Origin of the sequence: Luteimonas fraxinea, assembly GCF_021233355.1 — a bacterium.
Taxonomy (GTDB): Bacteria; Pseudomonadota; Gammaproteobacteria; order Xanthomonadales; family Xanthomonadaceae; genus Luteimonas; species Luteimonas fraxinea.
Map to the genome: position 1 here is coordinate 657,045 of NZ_CP089507.1, position 21,209 is coordinate 678,253.

Annotated in this window: 10 protein-coding genes; 4 read left to right on the top strand and 6 right to left on the bottom strand. The window is 66.6% G+C overall.

Annotated elements, in window-relative coordinates:
* Nucleotides 1-60: 60 nt before the first annotated feature.
* Nucleotides 61-1,968, bottom strand: a complete 1,908-nt coding sequence (thrS, locus tag LU699_RS02900) for a threonine--tRNA ligase (protein ID WP_232134606.1) — start codon at nucleotides 1,966-1,968, stop codon at nucleotides 61-63.
* A 379-nt stretch (nucleotides 1,969-2,347) separates the two neighbouring features.
* Between thrS and LU699_RS02905 the strand changes: the two genes are divergently transcribed.
* Both LU699_RS02905 and LU699_RS02910 read left to right on the top strand, forming a co-directional pair.
* The gene (locus LU699_RS02905; RefSeq protein WP_232580477.1) at nucleotides 2,348-4,471 is read left to right on the top strand and encodes a TonB-dependent siderophore receptor; all 2,124 of its coding nucleotides are present in this window, start codon (nucleotides 2,348-2,350) and stop codon (nucleotides 4,469-4,471) included.
* 46 nt (nucleotides 4,472-4,517) lie between these two features.
* Complete coding sequence (locus LU699_RS02910) at nucleotides 4,518-5,804, top strand: MFS transporter (RefSeq protein ID WP_232134604.1); 1,287 nt, start codon at nucleotides 4,518-4,520, stop codon at nucleotides 5,802-5,804.
* 106 nt (nucleotides 5,805-5,910) lie between these two features.
* Here the strand turns inward: LU699_RS02910 and LU699_RS02915 are convergent, their stop codons facing one another.
* From LU699_RS02915 to LU699_RS02930, 4 genes are all read right to left on the bottom strand, one after another.
* Nucleotides 5,911-7,086 carry an HlyD family type I secretion periplasmic adaptor subunit gene (locus tag LU699_RS02915; RefSeq protein ID WP_232134603.1) on the bottom strand — a complete coding sequence of 392 codons (1,176 nt, stop codon included), beginning with the start codon at nucleotides 7,084-7,086 and terminating at the stop codon, nucleotides 5,911-5,913.
* Complete coding sequence (locus LU699_RS02920) at nucleotides 7,083-9,254, bottom strand: type I secretion system permease/ATPase (protein WP_232134602.1); 2,172 nt, start codon at nucleotides 9,252-9,254, stop codon at nucleotides 7,083-7,085. The genes LU699_RS02915 and LU699_RS02920 overlap by 4 nt, the downstream gene beginning before the upstream one ends.
* Entirely contained in the window at nucleotides 9,251-10,699 is a 1,449-nt protein-coding gene (locus LU699_RS02925; RefSeq protein WP_232134601.1) for a TolC family protein, read from the bottom strand. Before LU699_RS02925 ends, LU699_RS02920 begins: the two co-directional genes overlap by 4 nt.
* Before the next feature lie 121 nt (nucleotides 10,700-10,820).
* Nucleotides 10,821-17,885, bottom strand: coding sequence for a BapA/Bap/LapF family large adhesin (locus LU699_RS02930; RefSeq protein ID WP_232134600.1), 7,065 nt, complete (start codon nucleotides 17,883-17,885; stop codon nucleotides 10,821-10,823).
* On the opposite strand from LU699_RS02930, the gene LU699_RS18300 reads away from it, so the two are divergent.
* Together LU699_RS18300 and LU699_RS02935 are read left to right on the top strand one after the other, a co-directional pair.
* On the top strand, nucleotides 17,884-18,018 hold the full coding sequence (locus tag LU699_RS18300; RefSeq protein WP_268738623.1) for a hypothetical protein: 135 nt from the start codon (nucleotides 17,884-17,886) through the stop codon (nucleotides 18,016-18,018). The two genes, LU699_RS02930 and LU699_RS18300, sit on opposite strands and share 2 nt — an antisense overlap.
* A gap of 373 nt (nucleotides 18,019-18,391) precedes the next feature.
* Nucleotides 18,392-19,423, top strand: a complete 1,032-nt coding sequence (locus tag LU699_RS02935; RefSeq protein WP_232134599.1) for a LacI family DNA-binding transcriptional regulator — start codon at nucleotides 18,392-18,394, stop codon at nucleotides 19,421-19,423.
* Nucleotides 19,424-19,447: 24 nt separating this feature from the next.
* Here LU699_RS02935 and LU699_RS02940 read toward each other — a convergent pair whose 3' ends face one another.
* Nucleotides 19,448-21,187 (bottom strand): alpha-amylase family glycosyl hydrolase, encoded by a 1,740-nt coding sequence (locus LU699_RS02940; protein ID WP_232134598.1) that lies wholly within the window; start codon nucleotides 21,185-21,187, stop codon nucleotides 19,448-19,450.
* Nucleotides 21,188-21,209: the final 22 nt, after the last annotated feature.

Consider the following 21,209-nt stretch of genomic DNA (forward strand, 5'->3'; position numbering starts at 1 on the left):
CGGCTCGTCAACCAACGGGGCGACCGGCGCGTCCATGTTGGACCGGCGCCGGTGAAGGACTCATGCTGGAACGGGCGCCGCGCGAAGGCGGGCAACGAAGTCGTCGATCGGCATCGAGCCCAGATCTTCACCGGAACGCGTCCGAACGGCGATGGTACCGGTTTCTTTCTCGCGATCCCCGATCACGAGCAGATACGGTACCCGTTGCAGCGTGTGCTCGCGAATCTTATAGCCGATCTTTTCGTTCCGCAAATCGGCCTCGATGCGGACCCCTTGATTTGCAAGGGATTTCCGAACCGTCTCCACGAAATCGGCCTGGGCGTCGGTGATGTTCATCACCACCGCCTGCACCGGCGACAGCCAGGCCGGGAATGCGCCGGCGTGGTGTTCGATCAGGATGCCGATGAAACGCTCCATCGAACCGACGATCGCGCGGTGCAGCATCACCGGCACCTGCTTCTGGCTGTGCTCGTCGACGTACTCGGCGCCGAGGCGGCCGGGCATCATGAAATCGACCTGCATCGTGCCGAGCTGCCAGGTGCGGCCGATCGCGTCTTTCAAGTGGTACTCGATCTTCGGGCCATAGAACGCGCCCTCGCCCGGCAGTTCTTCCCACGCGACACCGCAGGCCGACAGCGCATTGCGCAGCGCGGCTTCGGCCTTGTCCCACGTGGCGTCATCGCCGAGGCGCGATTCGGGACGCAGCGCGATCTTGATCTGGATGTCGTCGAAACCGAAGTGCGTGTAGACCGCCAGCGCCTGCTGGTGGAACGCGGTGACTTCCGATTCGATCTGCGATTCGGTGCAGAACACGTGGCCGTCGTCCTGGGTGAAACCGCGCACGCGCAGGATGCCGTGCAGCGCGCCCGAGGGCTCGTTGCGATGACAGCTGCCGAATTCGCCGTAACGGATCGGCAGGTCGCGGTAGCTGTGCAGGCCCTGGTTGAAGATCTGCACGTGGCCCGGGCAGTTCATCGGCTTCACCGCGTACGTCCGCTTCTCCGACTCGGTGAAGAACATGTTGTCCTTGTAGTTGTCCCAGTGACCGGACTTCTGCCACAGCGACACGTCGAGGATCTGCGGGCAGCGCACTTCGCCGTAGCCGCTGTCGCGGTAGACGCCGCGCATGTGCTGCTCGACGACCTGCCACAGCGCCCACCCCTTCGGATGCCAGAACACCAGGCCCGGCGCTTCTTCCTGCAGATGGAAGAGTTCCTGCTGCTTGCCGATGCGGCGGTGGTCGCGCTTCTCGGCTTCCTCGATGCGCTGGATGTAGGCCTTGAGCTGCTTGGAATCCGCCCATGCGGTGCCGTAGATGCGCTGCAGCTGTTCGTTCTTGGAATCGCCGCGCCAGTACGCGCCGGAGATGCGCGTGAGCTTGAACGCCTTGAGGAAACGCGTGTTCGGCACGTGCGGGCCGCGGCACATGTCGACGTATTCCTGATGGTGGTAGAGCCCCATCTGCGTGATGTCGGCGGACATGTCGTCGATCAGGCGCAGCTTGTAATCCTCGCCGCGGGCCTTGAACGTTTCGATGACCTCGGCGCGCGGCGTCATCTTCTTGATGACGTCGTACTCGGTGTCGATCAGCTCGACCATGCGCTTCTCGATCGCCGCCATGTCTTCGGGCGTGAACGGGCGCTCGCTGTAGATGTCGTAGTAGAAGCCGTCGTCGATCACCGGGCCGATGACCATCTTCGCGTCCGGGTAGAGCTGCTTGACCGCGTGGCCGACGAGATGCGCGCAGGAGTGGCGGATGATCTCCACGCCCTCGGCATCCTTCGGGGTCAGGATCTGCAGCGTCGCGTCGTGATCGATGACGTCGGACGCATCGACCTGGCGGCCATCGACCTTGCCGGCGACGGTGGCCTTGGCCAGGCCCGGGCCGATCGACTGGGCGACCTCGAGGACGGAAACGGGCTGTTCGAATTCGCGGCGGCTGCCGTCGGGGAGCGTGATCGTGATCATGGGAACCGGGATCTGGAAGTGTCGGGAGCGGGCCGGTGTCGGTCCGCGGGCCGCGTGGCGGCCACAAAAAAAGCGCCGGAGGGCGCCTTGTGCAGGAGGCCTCGGGGCGGTCAGCGCTGGGCGGTGGTAGTGCGCATGTCGCACGCTCGGCCGGCGTTGCCGCGGGCCACCTGTATGCGGGAGAACGGACGCCGATGGTAACGCAGAAAGCGGCCGTGGCGCGCTTCGGGCGGGATTGCGCGGCGGACAGGACAGGCACAGAATGACAATGATTCCCATGAGCAATCGCGAATGGTTCGCGCCAGATGGCGGCCGGGCCGCGATGGCCGTGGGGCCCGCATGCCCTCCTCCTGTCCCGCTTTCTCAGGCCTTCGACCCGATGTCCGCCAAGTCCCGCGCCGTTCCGGCCACCCGTCGCCCCGTTTGTGTCGCCATCCGCGCAGCGCTCGCACTGGGCCTGATGCCCGCAGCCGGGCTCGCCTTCGCACAGAGCGCCAGTGATGCCACGACCCTCGATGCAGTGCAGGTCACCGCGCCGATCGCGCGCGACAGCGGCACGGCGACCAAGACCGACACGCCGATCCTCGAAGTGCCGCAGTCGATCTCGGTCATCACCGACCGGCAGATGCGCGATCGCGGCATCCACGGCATCGAGGAAGCGGTGTGGTTCACCGCCGGCGCGCAGGGCGGCGGCTACGGACCGGACACGCGCAGCGACTGGCTGCTGGTGCGCGGGTTCACGCCCGCCCGCTACATGGACGGCCTGGCGCTGCCGCTGGGTTCGGGCACCGGCATCACCCGCATCGAGCCTTACGGTCTGGAACGCGTTGAAGTGCTGAAGGGACCGGCGTCGGTCAACTACGGCGCGATGCCGCCGGGTGGCCTGTTGAACTACGTCAGCAAGCGCCCGACCGATGAACCCCTGCGCGAAATCGAAATGCAGCTCGGCAGCCACGACCTGCGTCAGCTCGCGGCCGATTTCGGTGGCCCGCTCGGCGACAGCGGCACGCTCAGCTACCGCCTCACCGGTCTGGCGCGCAACAGTGACAGCGAGGTCGATTTCATCCACGACGACCGTTACTACTTCGCGCCCGCGCTGACCTGGAAGCCGGACACCGCGAACGAACTGACCGTGCTCGCGCGTTTCCAGAAGGCCGATACCAAGGCCGGCGCCGGCTTCCTGCCGGTCGAGGGCACGTTGTTGCCCAACCCGAACGGCAAGATCCGCGCGAGCCTGTACACCGGCGAGCCGAACGCCAACGATTACGTCAAGACGATGGCGTCGATCGGCTACGAGTTCCGCCATGATTTCGGCGGCGGTACCGCGTTCGCGCAGAACCTGCGCTGGGGCGAGAGCGAGATCGATCCGGCGATCACCGTCGGCACCTTCGGCTTGCTGGCCGACCAGCGCACGCTGTCGCGCTATCTGTGGTCGACGCGCGAGAAGGAGCGCACGCTGTCGCTCGACAACAACCTGAGCTGGCACTTCGGCGGCGAACGCGTGTCGCACACCGTGCTGGCCGGCCTCGATTATCGCCGTTACCACAATGATTACGCGTCGAACTTCGCGTTCACCGCGACCGGTCTCGATGCGTTCGCGCCGGTCTACGGCTCGATGCCGAACCTCGCGCCCGACTTCGGCCCCGGCACCTTCTTCACCGACCAGACCCAGGACCAGATCGGCCTGTACGTGCAGGACCAGATCCGCGTCGACAGGTTCGTCATCACGCTGGGCGGCCGTCAGGACTGGGTGGGCACCGACACCAACGGCGATCACCAGAGCGACGAGCGCTTCTCCGGACGCGTGGGCATCAACTACGTGTTCGACAACGGCTTCGCGCCGTACGTGGGCTGGTCGCAATCGTTCCAGCCGACGGTCGGCACCGATTTCTCCGGCAATGCCTTCGTGCCGACCACCGGTCGCCAGGTCGAAGCCGGCCTGAAGTTCCAGCCCGAAGGTGGCCGTGTGCTGGCGACGCTCGCCGCGTACGAAATCATCCAGACCAATACGCTGACCGTCGATCCCGACCACACGCTGTTCTCCGTGCAGCAGGGTGAAACCCGCGTGCGCGGTGCGGAACTCGAAGGCCGCTGGAACGTGGGCCAGGGCCTGAGCGTGTACGGCGCCTACGCCTACGTCGATTCCGAAGTCACGCAGAGCAACGACGCGACGACGCTGGGCAAGGCGATCGCGCTGCAGCCGCGTCACGTCGCTTCGCTCGGCAGCGACTACACGATTACCGGCGGCGCGCTCGCCGGCCTCGGCTTCGGCGCGGGCGTGCGCTTCACCGGCGAGCACTTCGGGGATGCGCGTAACGAATGGGAGACGCCGTCGTACAAGCTGTTCGACGCATCGGCGCACTACGACATCTCGAACTGGCGCATCCAGCTCAACGCACAGAATCTGGCCGACCGCGAATACGTGTCGGTCTGCAACTCCGCGGCGTGGTGCTACTACGGCTACGGCCGCACGGTTACCGCGACCGCGCGTTACACCTGGTAGGCGCAGGCGCAACGAGGCAGACGCCCGCATGCAGGACGCGATCGCCATGACCGACCCGCGTTCTGCGACACGGACGTCGCGCGCCGGCGTGGCGACCGTGCTGTTCCTCGGTCTCGCCGCCGGCGTGCAGATGAGCGACCGCGGCCTGCAGTCGATCCTGTCTCCGGCGATCCGTCAGACCTTCGGCGTCGGCGATGCGGTGATGGGCGCGCTGCACGGCATCGCCGGCATCCTGATCGCCAGCGCGCTGGCGATCCCGCTGGCGCGGCTGGCGGACCGCCATTCGCGCAAACGCATCCTGCTCGCGCTGATCGCAGCGTGGACAGTGCTGACCCTGCTCGGCGCGCTGGCGCCGAACTTCGCGCTGTTCTTCGTCGGGCGCGCGGCTGCCGGCATTACCGAGTTCGCGATGATTCCGATCGTCTACTCGCTGATTCCCGATCTCGTCGGCGAACGCCTGCGCGTCGGTGCAAATCTCACGTTCGCCGCACTGATGGCGGTCGGCGCGAGCGCGGGCTTCTACCTGGGCGGTGATCTGCTGCAGTTCATGGCGGAGATCGATGGACCCGGCGTCCTCGCCGATCTCGCACCCTGGCGACGGACGATGGCGCTGCTCGCGCTGGCCGGCCTGCCGCTGTTGCTGCTCGGCACGCTGACGCTCGATCCGCCGCGACATGCGCTGGACACGAGCACGTCCGCGACTTCGGCCTCACTGGCTGGATTCGTGCGCAGCCATTTGCGACAGGTGCTGCTGTTCGTCGGCGCGGCGGGCGGCGTGGCAATCGCCGTGCAGGCCGTCGTGCCGCTGATCGCGATGGCCCTGGAACGCCGCTTCGTCGCCGACCTCGGCACCATCGGCCACACGCTGGGCATGTTGACGCTGGCCGGCACGATGATCAGCCTGCCGATCGCCTGGCTGGTGGACCGCGGACTGCGTGGCCGGCTCGGCCTGCGCGCGCGTCCTGCATTGATGGGCACCGCCACCGCCATCGCGGCGCCCTGCGCCGCCCTGCTCGCGTTCGCACCGTCGACCTCTGCCGCGCTCGTATTGACCGGCGCCTTCCTGCTGACGACCTGCGTCGCCAACGCGCTGCTTCCGACGATGCTGCAGGACCTCGCACCCGTCGCGCTGCGTGCCCGCGCCTTCGCCGGCTACAGCTTCCTGATCGCCGCGTTCTGCGCGCTTGGACCTGTGCTCGCCGGCGGGATCTCGCAGTTCGTGCTCGCAGACGATCTGCTGTCGGCGATCTCGCTGGCCGCGGTGCCGCCGATGGGGCTGACGCTCGTGTGCACCGGGTTGTGGTGTCTGCGGCCGCCGGCGCCGTCGCGCTGAACCTGCTTCGGTTCTGACTGGCCGACATTCGCTGAGCGGGACGTCACCGATGTAACGGTTGGCCTCCGAGCGAACATCAACCGTCGCTGGCATTGCCAGCCATCGATCAACGCTCGCGCAGTGCCTCCCCCGCCCGGTTCAGGGGCTTCATCAGATAACTCATGATCGTCTTGCTGCCGGTGTGGATGTCAGCCGTCGCCACCATGCCCGGGAAGATATGGAACTGGCGCCCCGCCGAATTGAGCAGATGGTCGCGCTCGGTCCGGACGAACACGCGGTAGTAATAGACCTCCGGCTTCACTTCGTCCTGGATCGTGTCGGGCGAGATCAGGGCGACCTGCCCTTCGAGACCGCCGTAGATGTGGTAGTCGTAGGCGGTGATCTTCACCATCGCGCGCTGCCCGGGATGCAGGAACGCGACGTCGCGCGGCGACACCCGCGTCTCGATCAGCAGCTTGTCGTCGAGCGGCACGATCTCCATCAGCTTGCCGTTCGGCGGGATGACGCCCCCCACCGTCGTGACCTCGACGTTCTTCACGATGCCCTTGACCGGGGACACGATCGTCGAGCGCCTGAGCGCATCGCTGCGACCTCGGGTCACCGACTGGTATTCGAGTACCTGGGCGTTGGCGGTGGCGAGTTCTTCGCGTGCGGTCACGAGGTACTGGGTGCGCAGGTCGGTCAGCTTGTTCTGCAGTTCGTTCGCCTGCCGGCGCAGGCGCAGCAGTTCGACATTGCTGGCCGCGCCCCGCTCCACCAGCGGCGCGGTCAGGCTGATTTCCTGATTGATCAGGGACAGCGCGCGGCCGAGTCCGGCGGTGGTCTCTAGCAGGCTGTCGCGCCGCGACTGGTAGAGCGCGGTTTCGGCCCGTACCAGAAGCGGGTCGTTCTGTACTTCGTCTGGAAATTCCAGCGCGCCGCCGCCCACTTCGGCCTGCAATCGCGCCGACTTGGCCAACGTCGCCCGCATGCGTGATGCGCTTTCCTCGACCGTCGCTTCGGCCAGCGTGGGGTCGAGGTGGGCGAGCACCTGACCCGGCTCCACCACGTCGCCTTCGCGCACATGCAGCCTGGCGAGAATGCCGCCTTCGAGCGATTGCACCACCTGTTCCCGGGACGTGGGCACGACCCGTCCGGTGCCTGTGGTCACTTCATCGAGTTCGAAGGCGGCCGCCCAGGCCAGCAATACCAGCAGGCAGGCGACAGTGGCCCAGACCACCTTCGACGCCAGCGGCGCGCGTGCGCGCTCCAGTCCCATGCTGCCGTGGAGTTCGTCGCTCATGAGCGCTTCCCGACGACGACCGAGGATGCCCCGCGCGGCGCACGTGCGACGGCTGGCCGCGCGAGCACATCGTCCTTTGGACCATCACGCACGACGCGGCCGCCTTCGAGCACGACGATGCGGTCGACCCACTTCAGAACTGCCGGGCGATGTGTCGCGACGACCAGCGTTCTCGGCGCGAGCCACGCTTCCATCCCGTCGATGAAGCGCCGCTCGCTGGCCTCGTCGAGCCAGGCCGTCGGCTCGTCCAGCAGCAGGACATTCGGCCCGCGCATCAGGGTGCGGGCCAGCAACAGCGTCTGGCGTTGCCCGCCGGACAGCCCATGCCCGCCTTCCTGCACCATGTAATCCAGACCTTCCGGCAACGAACGCACGACGTCGGCGGCGCCGCTGCGCACGAGGGCCTTCAGCAGATCATCGTCGGTGGCGTGCGGCATGCCCATGGTCAGGTTGTCGCGCAAGGTGCCGTAGAAGAGCGCCGCGTGCTGATTGAGCAGTGCGACATCGCGACGCACGTCCATCGGATCGAGGACCGAACTCTTGACCTCATCGAGCAGCACCTGCCCCGATTGCGGGAACTGCATCCCGGCCAGCAACTGCAGCAGCGTCGATTTTCCCGCACCGTTGCGGCCCAGCAACGCGACCTTCTCGCCGGCGGCGATCTCCAGCCGCTTGATCTCGAGCGCGGGCCTGCCGGCCTCCGCGTAAGCGAACCGGATCTCGTTGAGGACGTAGCTGCCGCGCAGGACCGGACGATGCACACGCAGACTGCGTTCGGGCTGGTCGACCGGTCGCTTCATCAACTCGTCCAGACCTTCGCGCGCGACCTTGGCCTGCTGCCAGCGCACCATGACGCCGGTCATCTGACCCAGCGGCGCGATCATGCGCGAGGCCAGCATCGAACAGGCCACCAGAACGCCCACCGACAGTTCGCCGGCCATCACCGCAAACGCGCCCACCAGCACTACGCTGGCGTAGACCAGCTGTTGCACTTCCTGGGTCCAGGCATTCAACGCGCCGGTCAGACGCCGGGTCCGCATACCGATGCCGGCAGTGGTCTCGTTGAGATGGTTCCACTGGTTCTGGAATCGCGGCTCGGCCCGCAGCAGCTTGATGTCGTCCATGTTCTGGACCGTCTCGACGAGCATCGCGCTGCGGATCGACGACTCGCGCATGCCCGACCGCGACAGTCGCGCCAGAGGCCGCTGCGCCAGCAGGCCGGGGATCAGCAGCAGCGGCAGTGCGGCCAGCGGCACCAGCACCAGATGTCCGCCGATCAGCCAGATCACGCCGAGAAACAGCACGAAGAACGGCAGATCCGCGAGCGCACCGATCGTGGTCGAGGTGGTCAGTTCGCGGATCTGTTCGAGCTCGCGCAGCTGCGCGACGAAACTGCCGGTCGACCGCGGTCTGGCATCGTTGCGGATCCGCAGCGCATGGCCGAACACGCGATCGGAGATCCGCAGATCCGCGCGACGCCCGACGAGGTCGGTGATGTGCGTGCGCAAGACACGCATGAGGAAGGCGAAGGTCAACGCGATCAGCAGGCCGCCGAACAGCACCCACAGGGTCGGCACCGATTGCGCCGGCACCACCCGGTCATAGACCTGCATGGTGAACAGCATCGCTGCCAACGTGAGAACGTTCGCCACCATCGATGCGAGCATCACGTCCAGATAGCGCGGCCATTCCTTCAGCGCCTCTTTCAGCAGCCAGTCGGACTGCCAGGGCTTGATGTATTCATCGACTCGCGCATCGGGCACGGCCGACTGGGGCTTGGCCAGCAGCACGCGCTGCGTGCGCTGCAACAGTTCGTCCCTGCCGAGCGTGGTGACCAGCCCGTGCTCACCACTCAGGCGCACGCTGACGTTGCCGTCGCTGTCGATCTGCTCCAGCACGCCCACCTGGCCGTCGCCGAGGTCGACGATCATCGGCAGCCGCCACGGATCGAGCATGCCCGGCACCAGACGGTCGATAACGGCGACGAGCCCCAGCTGGCGCGCCATGTGTTCGATCACCTCGTCCAGACTGTCGGCGCGTGCGCGCCACTCCGCTTCCACCCGCACGCGCTCCTGCGATCCATCGAGCCGGTAGTGGCGCGAGACTGCGATCAGCGCATCCAGCCACGGCAGATGCTCGGACGTGTCGCGCGGATTCTTCGTGGTCAAAGCTGTGCTCCAGAGGGACCGGGCCAGGTGCGTTCCGCGGCCGTTTCGAGTCCGAATACCGCGCGTGCTGCGCCGCTTGCCAAGAGATGTTCGAGCTGGGCCAGCCACAGATCGTGGCGGGCGTTGTGCAGATCCTCGGTGGACTGGCCGATCTCCTGTTCGGCGTTGAGCAGATCCAGCACATTGCGCGTGCCCAGCGAGAGGTACTGGTCCCAATACAGTTCGCGGGTCTCGACGATGCTCGTCACCCGTCGATCGAGCACTTCGATGCGTTCCTCGAGGCCATCGATCCGCGCCTGCTGGGTCCGCAGTGCATCAAGGGCCAGCAACCGCTCCGTGCGCAGCTGTTCGTCGGCGACCTCCAGCGCACTGGCACTCGCGCGCGCCTGGGCACCGACCGCGCCGCCCCGGTAGAGATCGCTGCGCACCGAGATGAGCGCGTTGTTGTAGCTGCGTCGTCCGTAGACGCCTTCGTACCGTTCTCCGGCGGTGCCGAGCCGATGGTTGGCGTTCGCTTCGAGACTGATCGTGGGATAGCGCTGCGCGCGTGCGTTGCGCAGAAGGGCTTCCGCCTCGGCGCGCTGGGCGCGCGCGACCTGCAACGCGGGCAGTCCATCGATATCGACATCGCGCTGCGTGTGGTCCAGCAACGCACCCGGCCCTGCCGAGACCGAGCGTGCAGCAGCCTCCGCACCGACATAGGTCTGCAGACGACTGCGCCATTGGCCGATCTGCGCGCGAGCCGCCGAGCGCTTCGCTTCCACCGCTTCGACGCGCGCGCGTGCCTGCAATGGATCGCTGCGCGTGGCGGCGCCGGCCTCGGCGCGCAGTCGGGTGATCTCCTCGACCCGCCCCAGCGCCTCGATCTGTGTCGCGAAGGTGTCGAGCAGCACTTCGTAGCGATGGATCTCGATCAGCGCTTGCCCGGTCTGTTCGATCACGGCATCGATCGCAAGCAGCAACTCGGCCGCCTCACGCTCCCCGGCTGCCTGCTCGCGTGCGACCGCACTGCGGGTCTTGCCGAAGTCGTAGAGCATCTGCGACAGCCCGACGGTCGCGACCTGCCCGGTCCCGAATTCGCCCTGCTGTCCGCTGGTGACCTCTGCCTGCACGCGCGGCAGATACCCGGACCGCGCAGCGTCCACCAGGCTCGCCTGCTGGTCGATCGCGGACCGTGCGCCTGCGATCGATGGATAGCGCGCAACGGCGAGCTGCACGGTTTGCCGCCAATCCAGTTGCTCGTCGTCAGCAGGCGACGATGTCTCCGGCGATTGCCAACCCGGAGGTCGCGCAGTCAGTGCAACGGCCTTCGCACGCGTCAGCGAAGGTGTTGCCTCAACCGCGCCGGACGACTGCGCCGCGGCCGTTCCGGACCCGAGCAGCGTGGGCGATACCACCAGCATCCATGCCAGTACGCCGGACAGGCGCAGGACATGCTTCGTCAACCGGTTCTCCCCCGGGGCGGCCGCTGATCGCGACGCCCACTGCGACGGAGACGTCGGCCCGGTCTGCACGACCGGGCCGGCGCCCCTGCGTCCACGCACATTCCGCTTACAGAACGGATGGTCACAGCGCGCTGGTCGAGTGCTGCAACAGGAGCGTGTCGGTATCGTCTTCCTGCCGCAGTGGAACACCGTATTCGACCTCCCACATCGGCGCGCTGGCGAACTCGGAGACGCGGGGCGCATCGAGCGCGATGACCTCGTCGCCCGCGCCCCGCACGAACAGGGGCGCCTCGTTGCCCATGGTCTCGAACAGCGAGGAGACGTCGTAATCGCTCGATGTCCCGTCGCCGGCTTCCGCGTCGAATACGGCCTGCGCATCCTCGGCCGCGAGCGATTCGAGATCGAACGTGTCGGCAGACGCCAGCACACCAGCACCACCAGGCTCGACGGTGACCACGAGTTCGCCGTCCGAGAACTGACCGGTGGGATGCAACAAACGGTACTCGAAGGTTTCCGACACCGGCTGGTTGAAGTGACCGACGTTTTCCGCCGGGCTGTAGACGTAGTTTCCGCCGGCATCGACCGTGAGCGAACCGTACTGGCCCTGGATGGTGACAGTCGCGCCTCCGTCGACATCGACGTAGGTGCCTGTCGCGCTGTTGAAGACCTGCAGCTGGGTGAAGCTGGAGCCCGGTACATCGTTGGCCAGCAGATTGCCAGTGGCGTTGTCGACACTGGCCACTTCGAACTGGTCGAGGTACGTGGCGTTGACGTCGATGTTGACGTTCGCATTGACACCTACCAGACCGCCGACTGATGCGCGGAACCTGTAGGTGCCAGCGCCGAGGTCCAGCGTCGCGAGATCGATCGTGGCGACGGGACCTAGAACGGCGAGCAGGAGGTTGTAGTTCACCACTGCCACGTTCACCCACGCGCCTGTCGTGGTCTGCTGCTGGAGCGCGAGGGAGCCATTTGACAGCACCGACGCGAGCATATTCACACTCGCAGTGCCAGATACATCCATGTTGTCGGTCACAGTGAACGCTTGACTGCTGTACGTCCGGACCGGATTGAATAACGTGAGCACAAGATTGGCACTGGCGTCGTACAGGTCGCCGGTGACGTTGGCGAACTCGACCCCAGCGGTGCCGTTATCGCCCGTAGCCGCGAAATCGAACGTCGCGGGCGCACCCGGGGCTGCGTCGTCCCAGGTCAGATTCACATCGGCACTGTCGATGCGGACATACAACGTCGCAGTCGACGTGTTGCCGGTGACCGAATCGAACAGCGTGTAGGTGAACTGGTCGACCTGTCCGATATTCCCGGCCAGTTCGTTCGGCACGTAGGTGTAGGCGCCCGTTGAATCGATGGTCAGTACGCCATAAGCCCCGACCACCGTCGTCGCGGTGGCTTCTACCGCCTGGCCGTTGACGCTCTGCACGGCCGTGGTCGGCGTCACCACATCGCCGGCGCCATCGGTGACGACATTGCCGCTGACCGCAGTGCCGTCCACGTCTGCGATGACCGTGAAGTCGGACTCGACGCCGCCGACCGACAGGGCGCCCAGCACACCGACACCGATCCCGTTGAAGGTCATGAACGCCCGATACTCACCGGGTCCAAGATCCGGCGCTTCTGCACGGGCGACACCCGTCAGCAGATTGAGCTCCAGCAGCGTGGCCTGGCCGGTTCCGCCGACGCCCGTCCACTGCGTGCCGTCCCAGCGCTGCACAACGACCTGGTAATTGCCCAGGACACCCAGGCTCAGCAGCGCGCTGTAATCGAAGACCGCGTCGAGCGAGTGTCCCTGCTCGACCGAGAACGACACGTTCGCGGTGCCGAGCACCGTGGCCTGCAGATTCAGGGCACTGAGCGACACAAGCGCGAGATACCCCACCGAACCAAGCGCAACATTCTCGGTCGCAGGCTGCAGATCCAGGTTCGCCGACACGATGTCGTCGTAGGCGATGATGTCGTCCGACAGGTTCGGCGCGTTGAGCAGAGTCGGATCGGAAACATTGCCAGCAAGATCGGTCGCAGTCACCGACAGTCGTTCGCCTCCGGTCAGCGGCGGCGTGAGCGTGATGCTGTAGCTACCGCCAGGACCGGCCACGATGGAGCCGAGCACGTTGTTGTCCAGATCACGCACCGTGACGGTGGAGCCCTCCTCGGCCGTGCCACTGACCACATCACCTTCTGCACTGATGCTGGCAGTCGGGGGCAGGGGTGCCTCGTTGTCGGACAGGTCCGGCGCCTGCAGCGGGGTCTCATCCGACTCGTTGCCGGCCGCGTCGGTCGCGGTCACCGTCAGCTGCTCGCCTGCGGTGAGCGGCGGATCGAGCGTGATGGAATATGCGCCAGCGGCCGTGGCGGTCGCCATGCCCAGCTCGGATCCCGCTGCGTTATAGACCCGTACCGTGGAATCGGGCTCGGCGGTGCCGCTCACGGTGACGCCGTCACCGCTGATGCTCGCGGTCGGCGGTGGCGGCGCTTCCGTATCGGGAACGACGGGCGCCACCAGCGCCGTCGGATCAGACTCGTTACCCGCCGCGTCGGTTGCCGTGACTTCCAGTGCCTCGCCTGCGATCAGGGGCGGCGTGAGCGAGATCGAGTAAGCGCCATCCGCATCGGCAGTGGCGGTGCCCAGAAGCCCGCCACCCACGGCGTACACCCTGACGGTGGAAAGCGCTTCGGCGTTTCCACTGACCGTTGCGCCGTCATCACTGATCGTCGCCGTCGGCGGCAACGGTGCTTCTTCGTCGATGATGACCGGTGCAGTGATCAGCGTGGGATCGGAGACATTGCCTGCGGCATCCGTCGCAGTGACCGACAACTGCTCACCCGCGGTCAGCGGTGGGGCGAGACCAATCGTATAGGCGCCGCCGGTGCCGGCCACTGCCGTACCAACGACGACATCGCCCACAGACACCGTGACGGTCGAACCCGCTTCGGCCTGTCCGCTGACGGTGTCGCCCGCATCGTTGATCGCTGCCGTCGGAGCGGGCGGCGCATCGACGTCGGTCAGATCCGGCGCGGTCAATGCGGTCGGATCCGACACATTGCCTGCACCGTCGATCGCGGTCACCAGCAACTGCTCGCCCGCGATCAGCGGCGGATCGAGCGTGATCGTGTAGCGACCATCGGTACCGGCGGCGCCGGACCCCAGGAGATCACCAGCCGCATTCCGCACTTCGACCGTCGCGCCCGCTTCGGCAAGACCACTGACCGTATCGCCCGTGTCGTTGATCGCCGCGCTCGGCGCCGCAGGCGCGTCGACGTCGGTCAGATCCGGCGCTGTCACTGCGGTCGGATCCGAAATATTGCCGGCGCCGTCGATCGCCGTCACCAGCAACTGCTCGCCTGCGGTCAGCGGCGGATCGAGCGTGATCGAGTAGCGCCCGTCAGTACCGGCAGCGCCAAACCCCAGGAGATCACCAGCCGTGTTCCGCACCTCGACTCGCGCACCTGCCTCGGCGAGACCACTGACGGTGTCGCCCGTGTCGTTGATCACCGCGCTCGGTGCCGCAGGCGCTTCGACGTCGGTCAGATCCGGCGCCGTCAGCGCAGTCGGATCCGAAATATTGCCGGCGCCGTCGATCGCGGTCACCAGCAACTGTTCGCCCGCGGTCAACGGTGGATCGAGCGCGATCGTGTAGCGCCCATCCGTGCCTGCAGCACCGGATCCCAGAAGATCGCCAGCTGCGTTGCGCACTTCGACGGTCGCGCCGGCCTCGGCAAGACCCGTGACCGTATCGCCCGTGTCGTTGATCGCCGCGCTCGGAGCCGCGGGCGCGTCGACATCGGTCAGATCCGGCGCCGTCAACGCGGTCGGATCCGACACATTGCCGGCGCCGTCGATTGCAGTCACCAGCAGTTGCTCGCCCGCGGTCAACGGTGGATCGAGTGTGATCGTGTAGCGCCCGTCAGTACCGGCAGTGCCGGATCCCAGGAGATCACCGGCCGCACTCCGCACCTCGACTCTTGCACCTGCCTCGGCAAGACCACTGACCGTATCGCCCGTGTCATTGATCACCGCACTCGGTGCAGCGGGCGCGTCGACGTCCGTCAGATCCGGCGCAGTCAACGCGGTCGGATCCGATACATTGCCGGCGCCATCGATCGCAGTCACCAGCAACTGCTCGCCCGCGGTCAGCGGCGGATCGAGCGTGATCGAATAGCGTCCATCGGTGCCGGCAGCGCCGGTGCCCAGTAGATCGCCGGCGGCATTGCGCACCTCGACTGTCGCGCCTGCCTCGGCAAGACCGCTGACGGTGTCGCCCCCATCGTTGATCACCGCAGTCGGTGCGTCCGGCGCGTCGGTGTCGGTCAGATCAGGCGCGAAGATCGTCGTTGGGTAGGATTCGCCGCCTGCGTTGGTCGCCGTGACCGACAGCTGCTCACCCGCCGTCAAAGGCGGATCCAGTGGAATCGTGTAAGCACCGTCCAGACCCGCATCGATCGTGCCCAGCACATTGCCGTCGGCGTCATAGACCGTGACGGTCGCGCCTGCCTCGGCGTTACCACTCACCGAGTCGCCCGCCGCACTGACGGCTGCAGTCGGCGACGCTGGAACATCGACATCCGACAGATCCGGTGCCGTCACCGACGTCGGACCGGATTCGTTTCCGGCTGCATCGGACGCGGTGACCGTCAGCACTTCGCCAGCGATCAACGGCGGATCGAGCGCAATGGTGTATCGGCCATTCGTGCCGGCCACACCAGTGCCGATGACGTTGCCGTCGGCGTCGTAGACATTCACCGTCGAGCCGATCTCGGCAGTACCCGTCACCGCATCGCCCGCGGCGCTGATGGCAGCAGTCGGCGGTTCGGGCGCCGTGATGTCGGTCAGATCGGGGGCAGTCAGCGCGATCGGTGCCGACTCGTTCCCGGATGCGTCAGTCGCAGTGACGGTGAGCGCTTCGCCTGCGATCAACGGCGGCGCGAGCGCGATCGTGTAGCGCCCATCCGTGCCCGCGATGCCGGTGCCGATGACGTTGCCATCGACGTCGTACACATTGACTGTCGCGCCGACCTCCGCGGTGCCGCTGACAGCGTCGCCGGTGCCATTGATCACAGCGGTCGGTGCGTCAGGCGGGATGATGTCAGTCAGATCCGGCGCTGTCAGCTCGATCGGCGCGGACTCGTTGCCGGCCGCGTCGGTCGCAGTCACCGTCAACACTTCGCCTGCAGTCAGCGCAGGATCGAGCCCGATCGAGTAGCGACCGTCCGTACCCGCGACGCCGGTACCAATGACGTTGCCATCCGCGTCGTACACGTTGACCGTGGCGCCGACTTCTGCCGTGCCGCTGACAGCGTCGCCGGTGCCGTTGATCACGGCGGTCGGGGCATCAGGCGGAATAACGTCGGTCAGATCCGGTGCCGTCAGCGCTATCGGCGCGGACTCGTTGCCGGCCGCGTCGGTCGCCGTGACCGTGAGCGCTTCACCTGCGATCAGCGCAGGGTCGAGCGCAATTGTGTAACGCCCATCTGTGCCCGCGATGCCGGTGCCGATGACGTTGCCATCGGCGTCATACACGTTGACCGTGGCGCCGACCTCCGCGGTGCCGCTGACAGCGTCGCCGGCGCCATTGATCACAGCGGTCGGTGCGTCGGGCGGGATGATGTCAGTCAGATCCGGCGCTGTCAGCGCGATCGGCGCGGACTCGTTGCCGGCCGCGTCGGTCGCAGTCACCGTCAACGCTTCGCCTGCTGTCAGCGCAGGATCGAGCCCGATTGTGTAGCGACCGTCCGTACCCGCGACGCCGGTGCCGATGACATTGCCATCCGCGTCGTACACGTTGACCGTGGCGCCGACTTCTGCCGTGCCGCTGACAGCGTCGCCGGTGCCGTTGATCACGGCGGTCGGGGCATCAGGCGGAACAACGTCGGTCAGATCCGGCGCCGTCAACGCGATCGGATCGGATTCATTGCCGGCCGCATCGGTCGCGGTCACCGTCAGCGCCTCGCCCGCGATCAACGGCGGGTCGAGTGCAATCGTGTAGCGCCCATCCGTGCCCACGATGCCGGTGCCGATGACGTTGCCATCCGCGTCGTAGACATTGACCGTCGCGCCAACCTCGGCGCTGCCGCTCACGGTGTCGCCGGCAGCGTTGATGACTGCAGTGGGGGCGTCGGGTGGAATGGTGTCGGTGAGATCCGGCGCGTTGAGTGAGACCGGCGCGGACTCGTTGCCGGCGGCATCGGTCGCGGTGACGGTAAGCGCCTCACCTGCAACAAGCGGCGGGTCGAGCGCGATCGTGTAGCGGCCGTCCGCACCGGCAACACCGGTACCGATGACGTTGCCATCGGCGTCATAGACGTTGACCGTGGCGCCCGCCTCTGCGGTGCCGCTCACCGCGTCGCCTGCGGCGTTGATCACGGCAGTCGGTGCATCCGGCGCGTCGTTGTCGGTGAGATCGGGCGCGGTCAGTCCGATCGGCGCAGATTCATTGCCGGCGGCGTCGGTCGCCGTGACCGTCAACTGCTCGCCTGCAACGCGGGGCGGATTGAGTGTGATCGTGTAGTTGCCACTGCCGTCGGCACGGGCCGAACCGATGACATTCCCACCTGCATCGTAGACACGGACATTCGACGCCGGCTCGGCAGTGCCACTGACGGTACTGCCGGTCGCATTGATCTGCGCGGTCGGGCGTGCGGGCGGCGTGGTATCCGGCGGAGGGGGCGCGGGCGGTGTCGGGGTCGTCCCGCCCGAACCGCCGCCTCCGCCGCCACCGGCAGCCGCGGCACCGAGCGCCAGGGCGCCCACACCGAGACCGATCGCCAGCGCGGAGGGGCCACCCTCTCCCGCGGCGACGACGGCCGCGCCATCGGACGCGGTGAGCGCGGACGCCACGGGAATGGTCTCGCTGCCGACCAGCATGAACCCGCCGGTATCGGGATCGTCACGCAGCCACCACTGCGCACCCGTTGCATCTTCGAGCACGAGTTCGCTGAGCGTGCCAGCGTCATCGGCCACGAAATAATTGGACACGACGATCTGGGTGCCATCGTCCAGCACGATCACCAGATCCCGGCCTTCCACACCGGCGCGGGAGATCGTACGGACATTGTCCGGATCGATCTGCAACCTCACCGTGGACGCCGCGTCGAGCACGATGGGCGCGCTGGTCGGAACCTCGCGCGTCGCACCCGTTGCTTTCACCACCACCGTCGCAGTACTGACCATGTCCACTCCCTATCTGACGCGTTCGAATCAGGCCGAGGGCAGTGGTGAAGCACAATCCGAGCGGATCACCTGCGCGATCCGCACCGCCCCTTTCGGCCCCATTTATATCGAGCGGATTTGGAAAGTCATATGATCAATCGCACAAAAACACTGTGATTCCGGTACTTTGAGACTATTCTCAAAGGAGGCGCCTATTAATGTGGCGCGTCACGCAAATTGGCATCAGCGCGACAAGGATTTTTCGCGGCGCCGTCGATCAACGCTACGGATAGCCGTATGCAATGTCCGGCTTTTCTCTGCACTTTTCGGAATCGCCTCACGAGCACGTTGTGAGAAATGGCTCCTCACGACTCCCTTCAGAAGTGCTTTGAGATTATTCTGAAATTTCAGTTTCCGTTTGCGATTGCCGGCTGTGGTGATTCGTTAACCTGTGTGCCCATGGCATCCATTCCGGAGCAGTGAATGCCGACATCCCCCTACTCCTTCGCTCTGTCCCACCTGGGCCGATGACCATCAAGGGCAAATCGACTTCGCTGGACATCGCGCACCTCGCCGGCGTGTCGCAGCCGACTGTCTCGCGCGCATTGCGGGGTCATCCGTCGGTCAACTGCGAGACGCGTGAGCGCATCCTCGGGATCGCGCGGGAGTTGAATTACAAGGTCGACAAGAACGCGTCCAACCTGCGCCGGCAGCAGTCGGCCACGCTCGCGCTGTTATTGTTCGAGGATCCGACCAGCGACCAGTCGCATATCAATCCGTTCTTCCTGCCGATGCTCGGCTCGATCACCCGCGCGTGCGCGCGGCACGGGCAGGATCTGTTGATCTCGTTCCAGCAGCTCTCCGACGACTGGCACGCCGATTACGGCGACAGCCACAAGGCCGACGGGCTGATCCTGCTCGGTTACGGCGACTACCTCGCCTACCAGGGCAAGCTGCGCACGCTGGTCGAACAGGGGACGCAGTTCGTGCGCTGGGGCGCGGTGCTGCCGGGGCAGCCCGGCATTTCGATCGGCTGCGACAACGCCGGCGGCGGTGCGCTGGTGGGCGCGCATCTCGTCGATCTGGGGCATCGGCGCATCGCGTTTCTCGGCGACGCGTCCAGCCGCTATCCCGAGTTCCTGGATCGCTGGCTGGGGTGCGAGTCGGCGCTGCACACGCGCGGCCTGCCGATGGAGCGCGCGCTGCAGGTCGATGCCGAGAGCGCGGAGGAGTCGGGCCATGCAGCGGCGACCGAGCTGCTGCGGCGTGGCCTGCCGTTCGATGCGGTGTTCGCGGCGAGTGATCTGATCGCGATCGGCGCGATGCGCGCATTCGCCGAGCATGGATTGCGGATGCCCGACGATATCGCGATCGCCGGCTTCGACGACATCCCTGCCGCGCGTATGACCACGCCGGCGCTGACGACGGTGGTGCAGGACACGCTGACCGCGGGCGAGTTGCTGGTCGACACCCTGATGAAACTGGTCATCGGCGAGCCGGCGGAGAGTCTGCGGATGCCGACGTCGCTGGTGGTGCGGGAGTCGACGGCGCGGCGGTGATCGCCCGCCGGGTCGCACGCCCGGTCAGTCGGTGGCGGCGTCGGGCCCGCCCAGGCGCCGGTCCATCGTCGTGTGCAGTCGCGTACGCAGCGCGGGCGGCACTGCGATCTCGTCGCGCAGCAGCACCCGGACGCCGTGCGCCGGCACGTCCAGCGACACCCCGCGCTCGGCTGTCACATTCCCGGCGTCCATCGCATCGCGCCATACGCCATCGGCGATCTGCGCCGCTTCCAACCGCGCCTGCCACGGCACCTCACCCTTGTTGAGCAGCACGAGCGCAGTCTGGCGCGCATCACCATCGTCGAGCACGCGATAGAACGCTGCGTGGTCGCCCTCGAGCTCGAGCACCAGCTGCAGGCCGCGTTGCAACGCCGGCGTGTCTCGGCGCAGATTCGCGATACGGGTCAGTGCGGCATGGATCGGGCTCTGCGCGCCGGCGTCGACGCGATCCTGTCCGTAGTACGCGCGGTTGCCGGCGTGCTCGGCGCGGCCGCGCATGAAACCGGTTTCCGAGCCGTAGTAGACGACCGGAATGCCGCGCGCGGTGAACAGCCAGTTGTGCGCGTCGATGAAGCCGGTGTCGCTGGCCGCCATACGTGGCATGTCGTGGTTGTCGTAGAAGGTCGCCAGATCGTAGGGATTGGCATACGGCCCACGTTCGAGGTGCAGCGCCGGCGCGAGGCGCTCGAAGCCGGCATCGCCGGCGAAGACCTCGTCCATCGCCTGCTTCATCGGGAAGTCGAGCACGCTGACGCCGCCATTCTGCGTCCAGGTGTGTTCTGCAATCTTGTCGGCGTTGTAGTCGAAGGCTTCGCCGAACATGAAGAAGCCCGGGTGCTGGCCGCGGATGCGGTCGGCGAAGCGCTTCCAGAACGCGTGCGGCATCCAGGCGATGGTGTCGATGCGGAACGCGTCGGCGCCCTGCCCGATCCACTGTTCGTAGGCGCCGGCGAGATACTCGAACACCGCGGGATTGGCTGCGTCGAAGTCCGACAGCTGGGCGAGGTTGCCGTCGAAGATCGAACCGTCCTTGGCATCGACCACGCCGGTCGCGTTGTAGAACGCGTGCAGCGGGTTGCCGTTGGGATCGAGCTGCTGCGGCGGCAGGTTCTGGTGGTCGGCGATCAGCTTGCCACCGGCATCGAAGATCTGGCCGAAGCCGGGCTGCTGCGTCGGCATCGTCCACGAAGGCGATCCGTGATTGCCGACGATGTCGAGCACGGTCTTGAGCCCCGCCGCGCGCATGCCGTCGGTGAAGCCGCGGAAGTCGAGATCGGCGCTCGGCAGATGCTCGTCGAGCGCGTAGAAATTCGTGCCCCAGTACCCGTGGTAGCCGGTCTTGCCGCGGTCTGTCAGCGAGCTGCCGCAGGCGACCGGATCGCCACCGGTGAAGGCCTCGTCCGGGTTGTCGACGATCGGCGTGATCCACACCGCTCCGAAGCCCATGTCGCGGATGTAGCCGGCGTTGTCGAGCACGCCGCGGAAGTCGCCACCGAGATAGCCGATGTTGCCGTCGATGCCGTCCGGGCATCGCACCGGGATGTCGAACGTGCGATGCGCGCCGCCCTGCTCGCGCTGGTCGTTCGACGTGTCACCGTTGACGAAGCGGTCGGTGACGACGAAATAGACCGCGTGCGCGGCGAAAGGCTCGCGTGTGCCGTAGAGCGCATCGCCCGCAGGCGTGTCGCTGGCGCGGACGTCTCCGGCATGGCTGCAGGCCGCAGTCAACAGCGCGGCGATGGCGACGGTCAACGCTCGGGTCATGCGGTCACTCCTCGGTTTCGAT

Bases quoted from the DNA above. Each gene is read 5' to 3' on its own strand.
- thrS (WP_232134606.1), bottom strand. From the start codon at position 1,968: ATGATCACGATCACGCTCCCCGACGGCAGCCGCCGCGAATTCGAACAG.
- LU699_RS02905 (WP_232580477.1), top strand. From the start codon at position 2,348: ATGTCCGCCAAGTCCCGCGCCGTTCCGGCCACCCGTCGCCCCGTTTGT.
- LU699_RS02910 (WP_232134604.1), top strand. From the start codon at position 4,518: ATGACCGACCCGCGTTCTGCGACACGGACGTCGCGCGCCGGCGTGGCG.
- LU699_RS02915 (WP_232134603.1), bottom strand. From the start codon at position 7,086: ATGAGCGACGAACTCCACGGCAGCATGGGACTGGAGCGCGCACGCGCG.
- LU699_RS18300 (WP_268738623.1), top strand. From the start codon at position 17,884: ATGTCCACTCCCTATCTGACGCGTTCGAATCAGGCCGAGGGCAGTGGT.
- LU699_RS02930 (WP_232134600.1), bottom strand. From the start codon at position 17,885: ATGGTCAGTACTGCGACGGTGGTGGTGAAAGCAACGGGTGCGACGCGC.
- LU699_RS02935 (WP_232134599.1), top strand. From the start codon at position 18,392: ATGACCATCAAGGGCAAATCGACTTCGCTGGACATCGCGCACCTCGCC.
- LU699_RS02940 (WP_232134598.1), bottom strand. From the start codon at position 21,187: ATGACCCGAGCGTTGACCGTCGCCATCGCCGCGCTGTTGACTGCGGCC.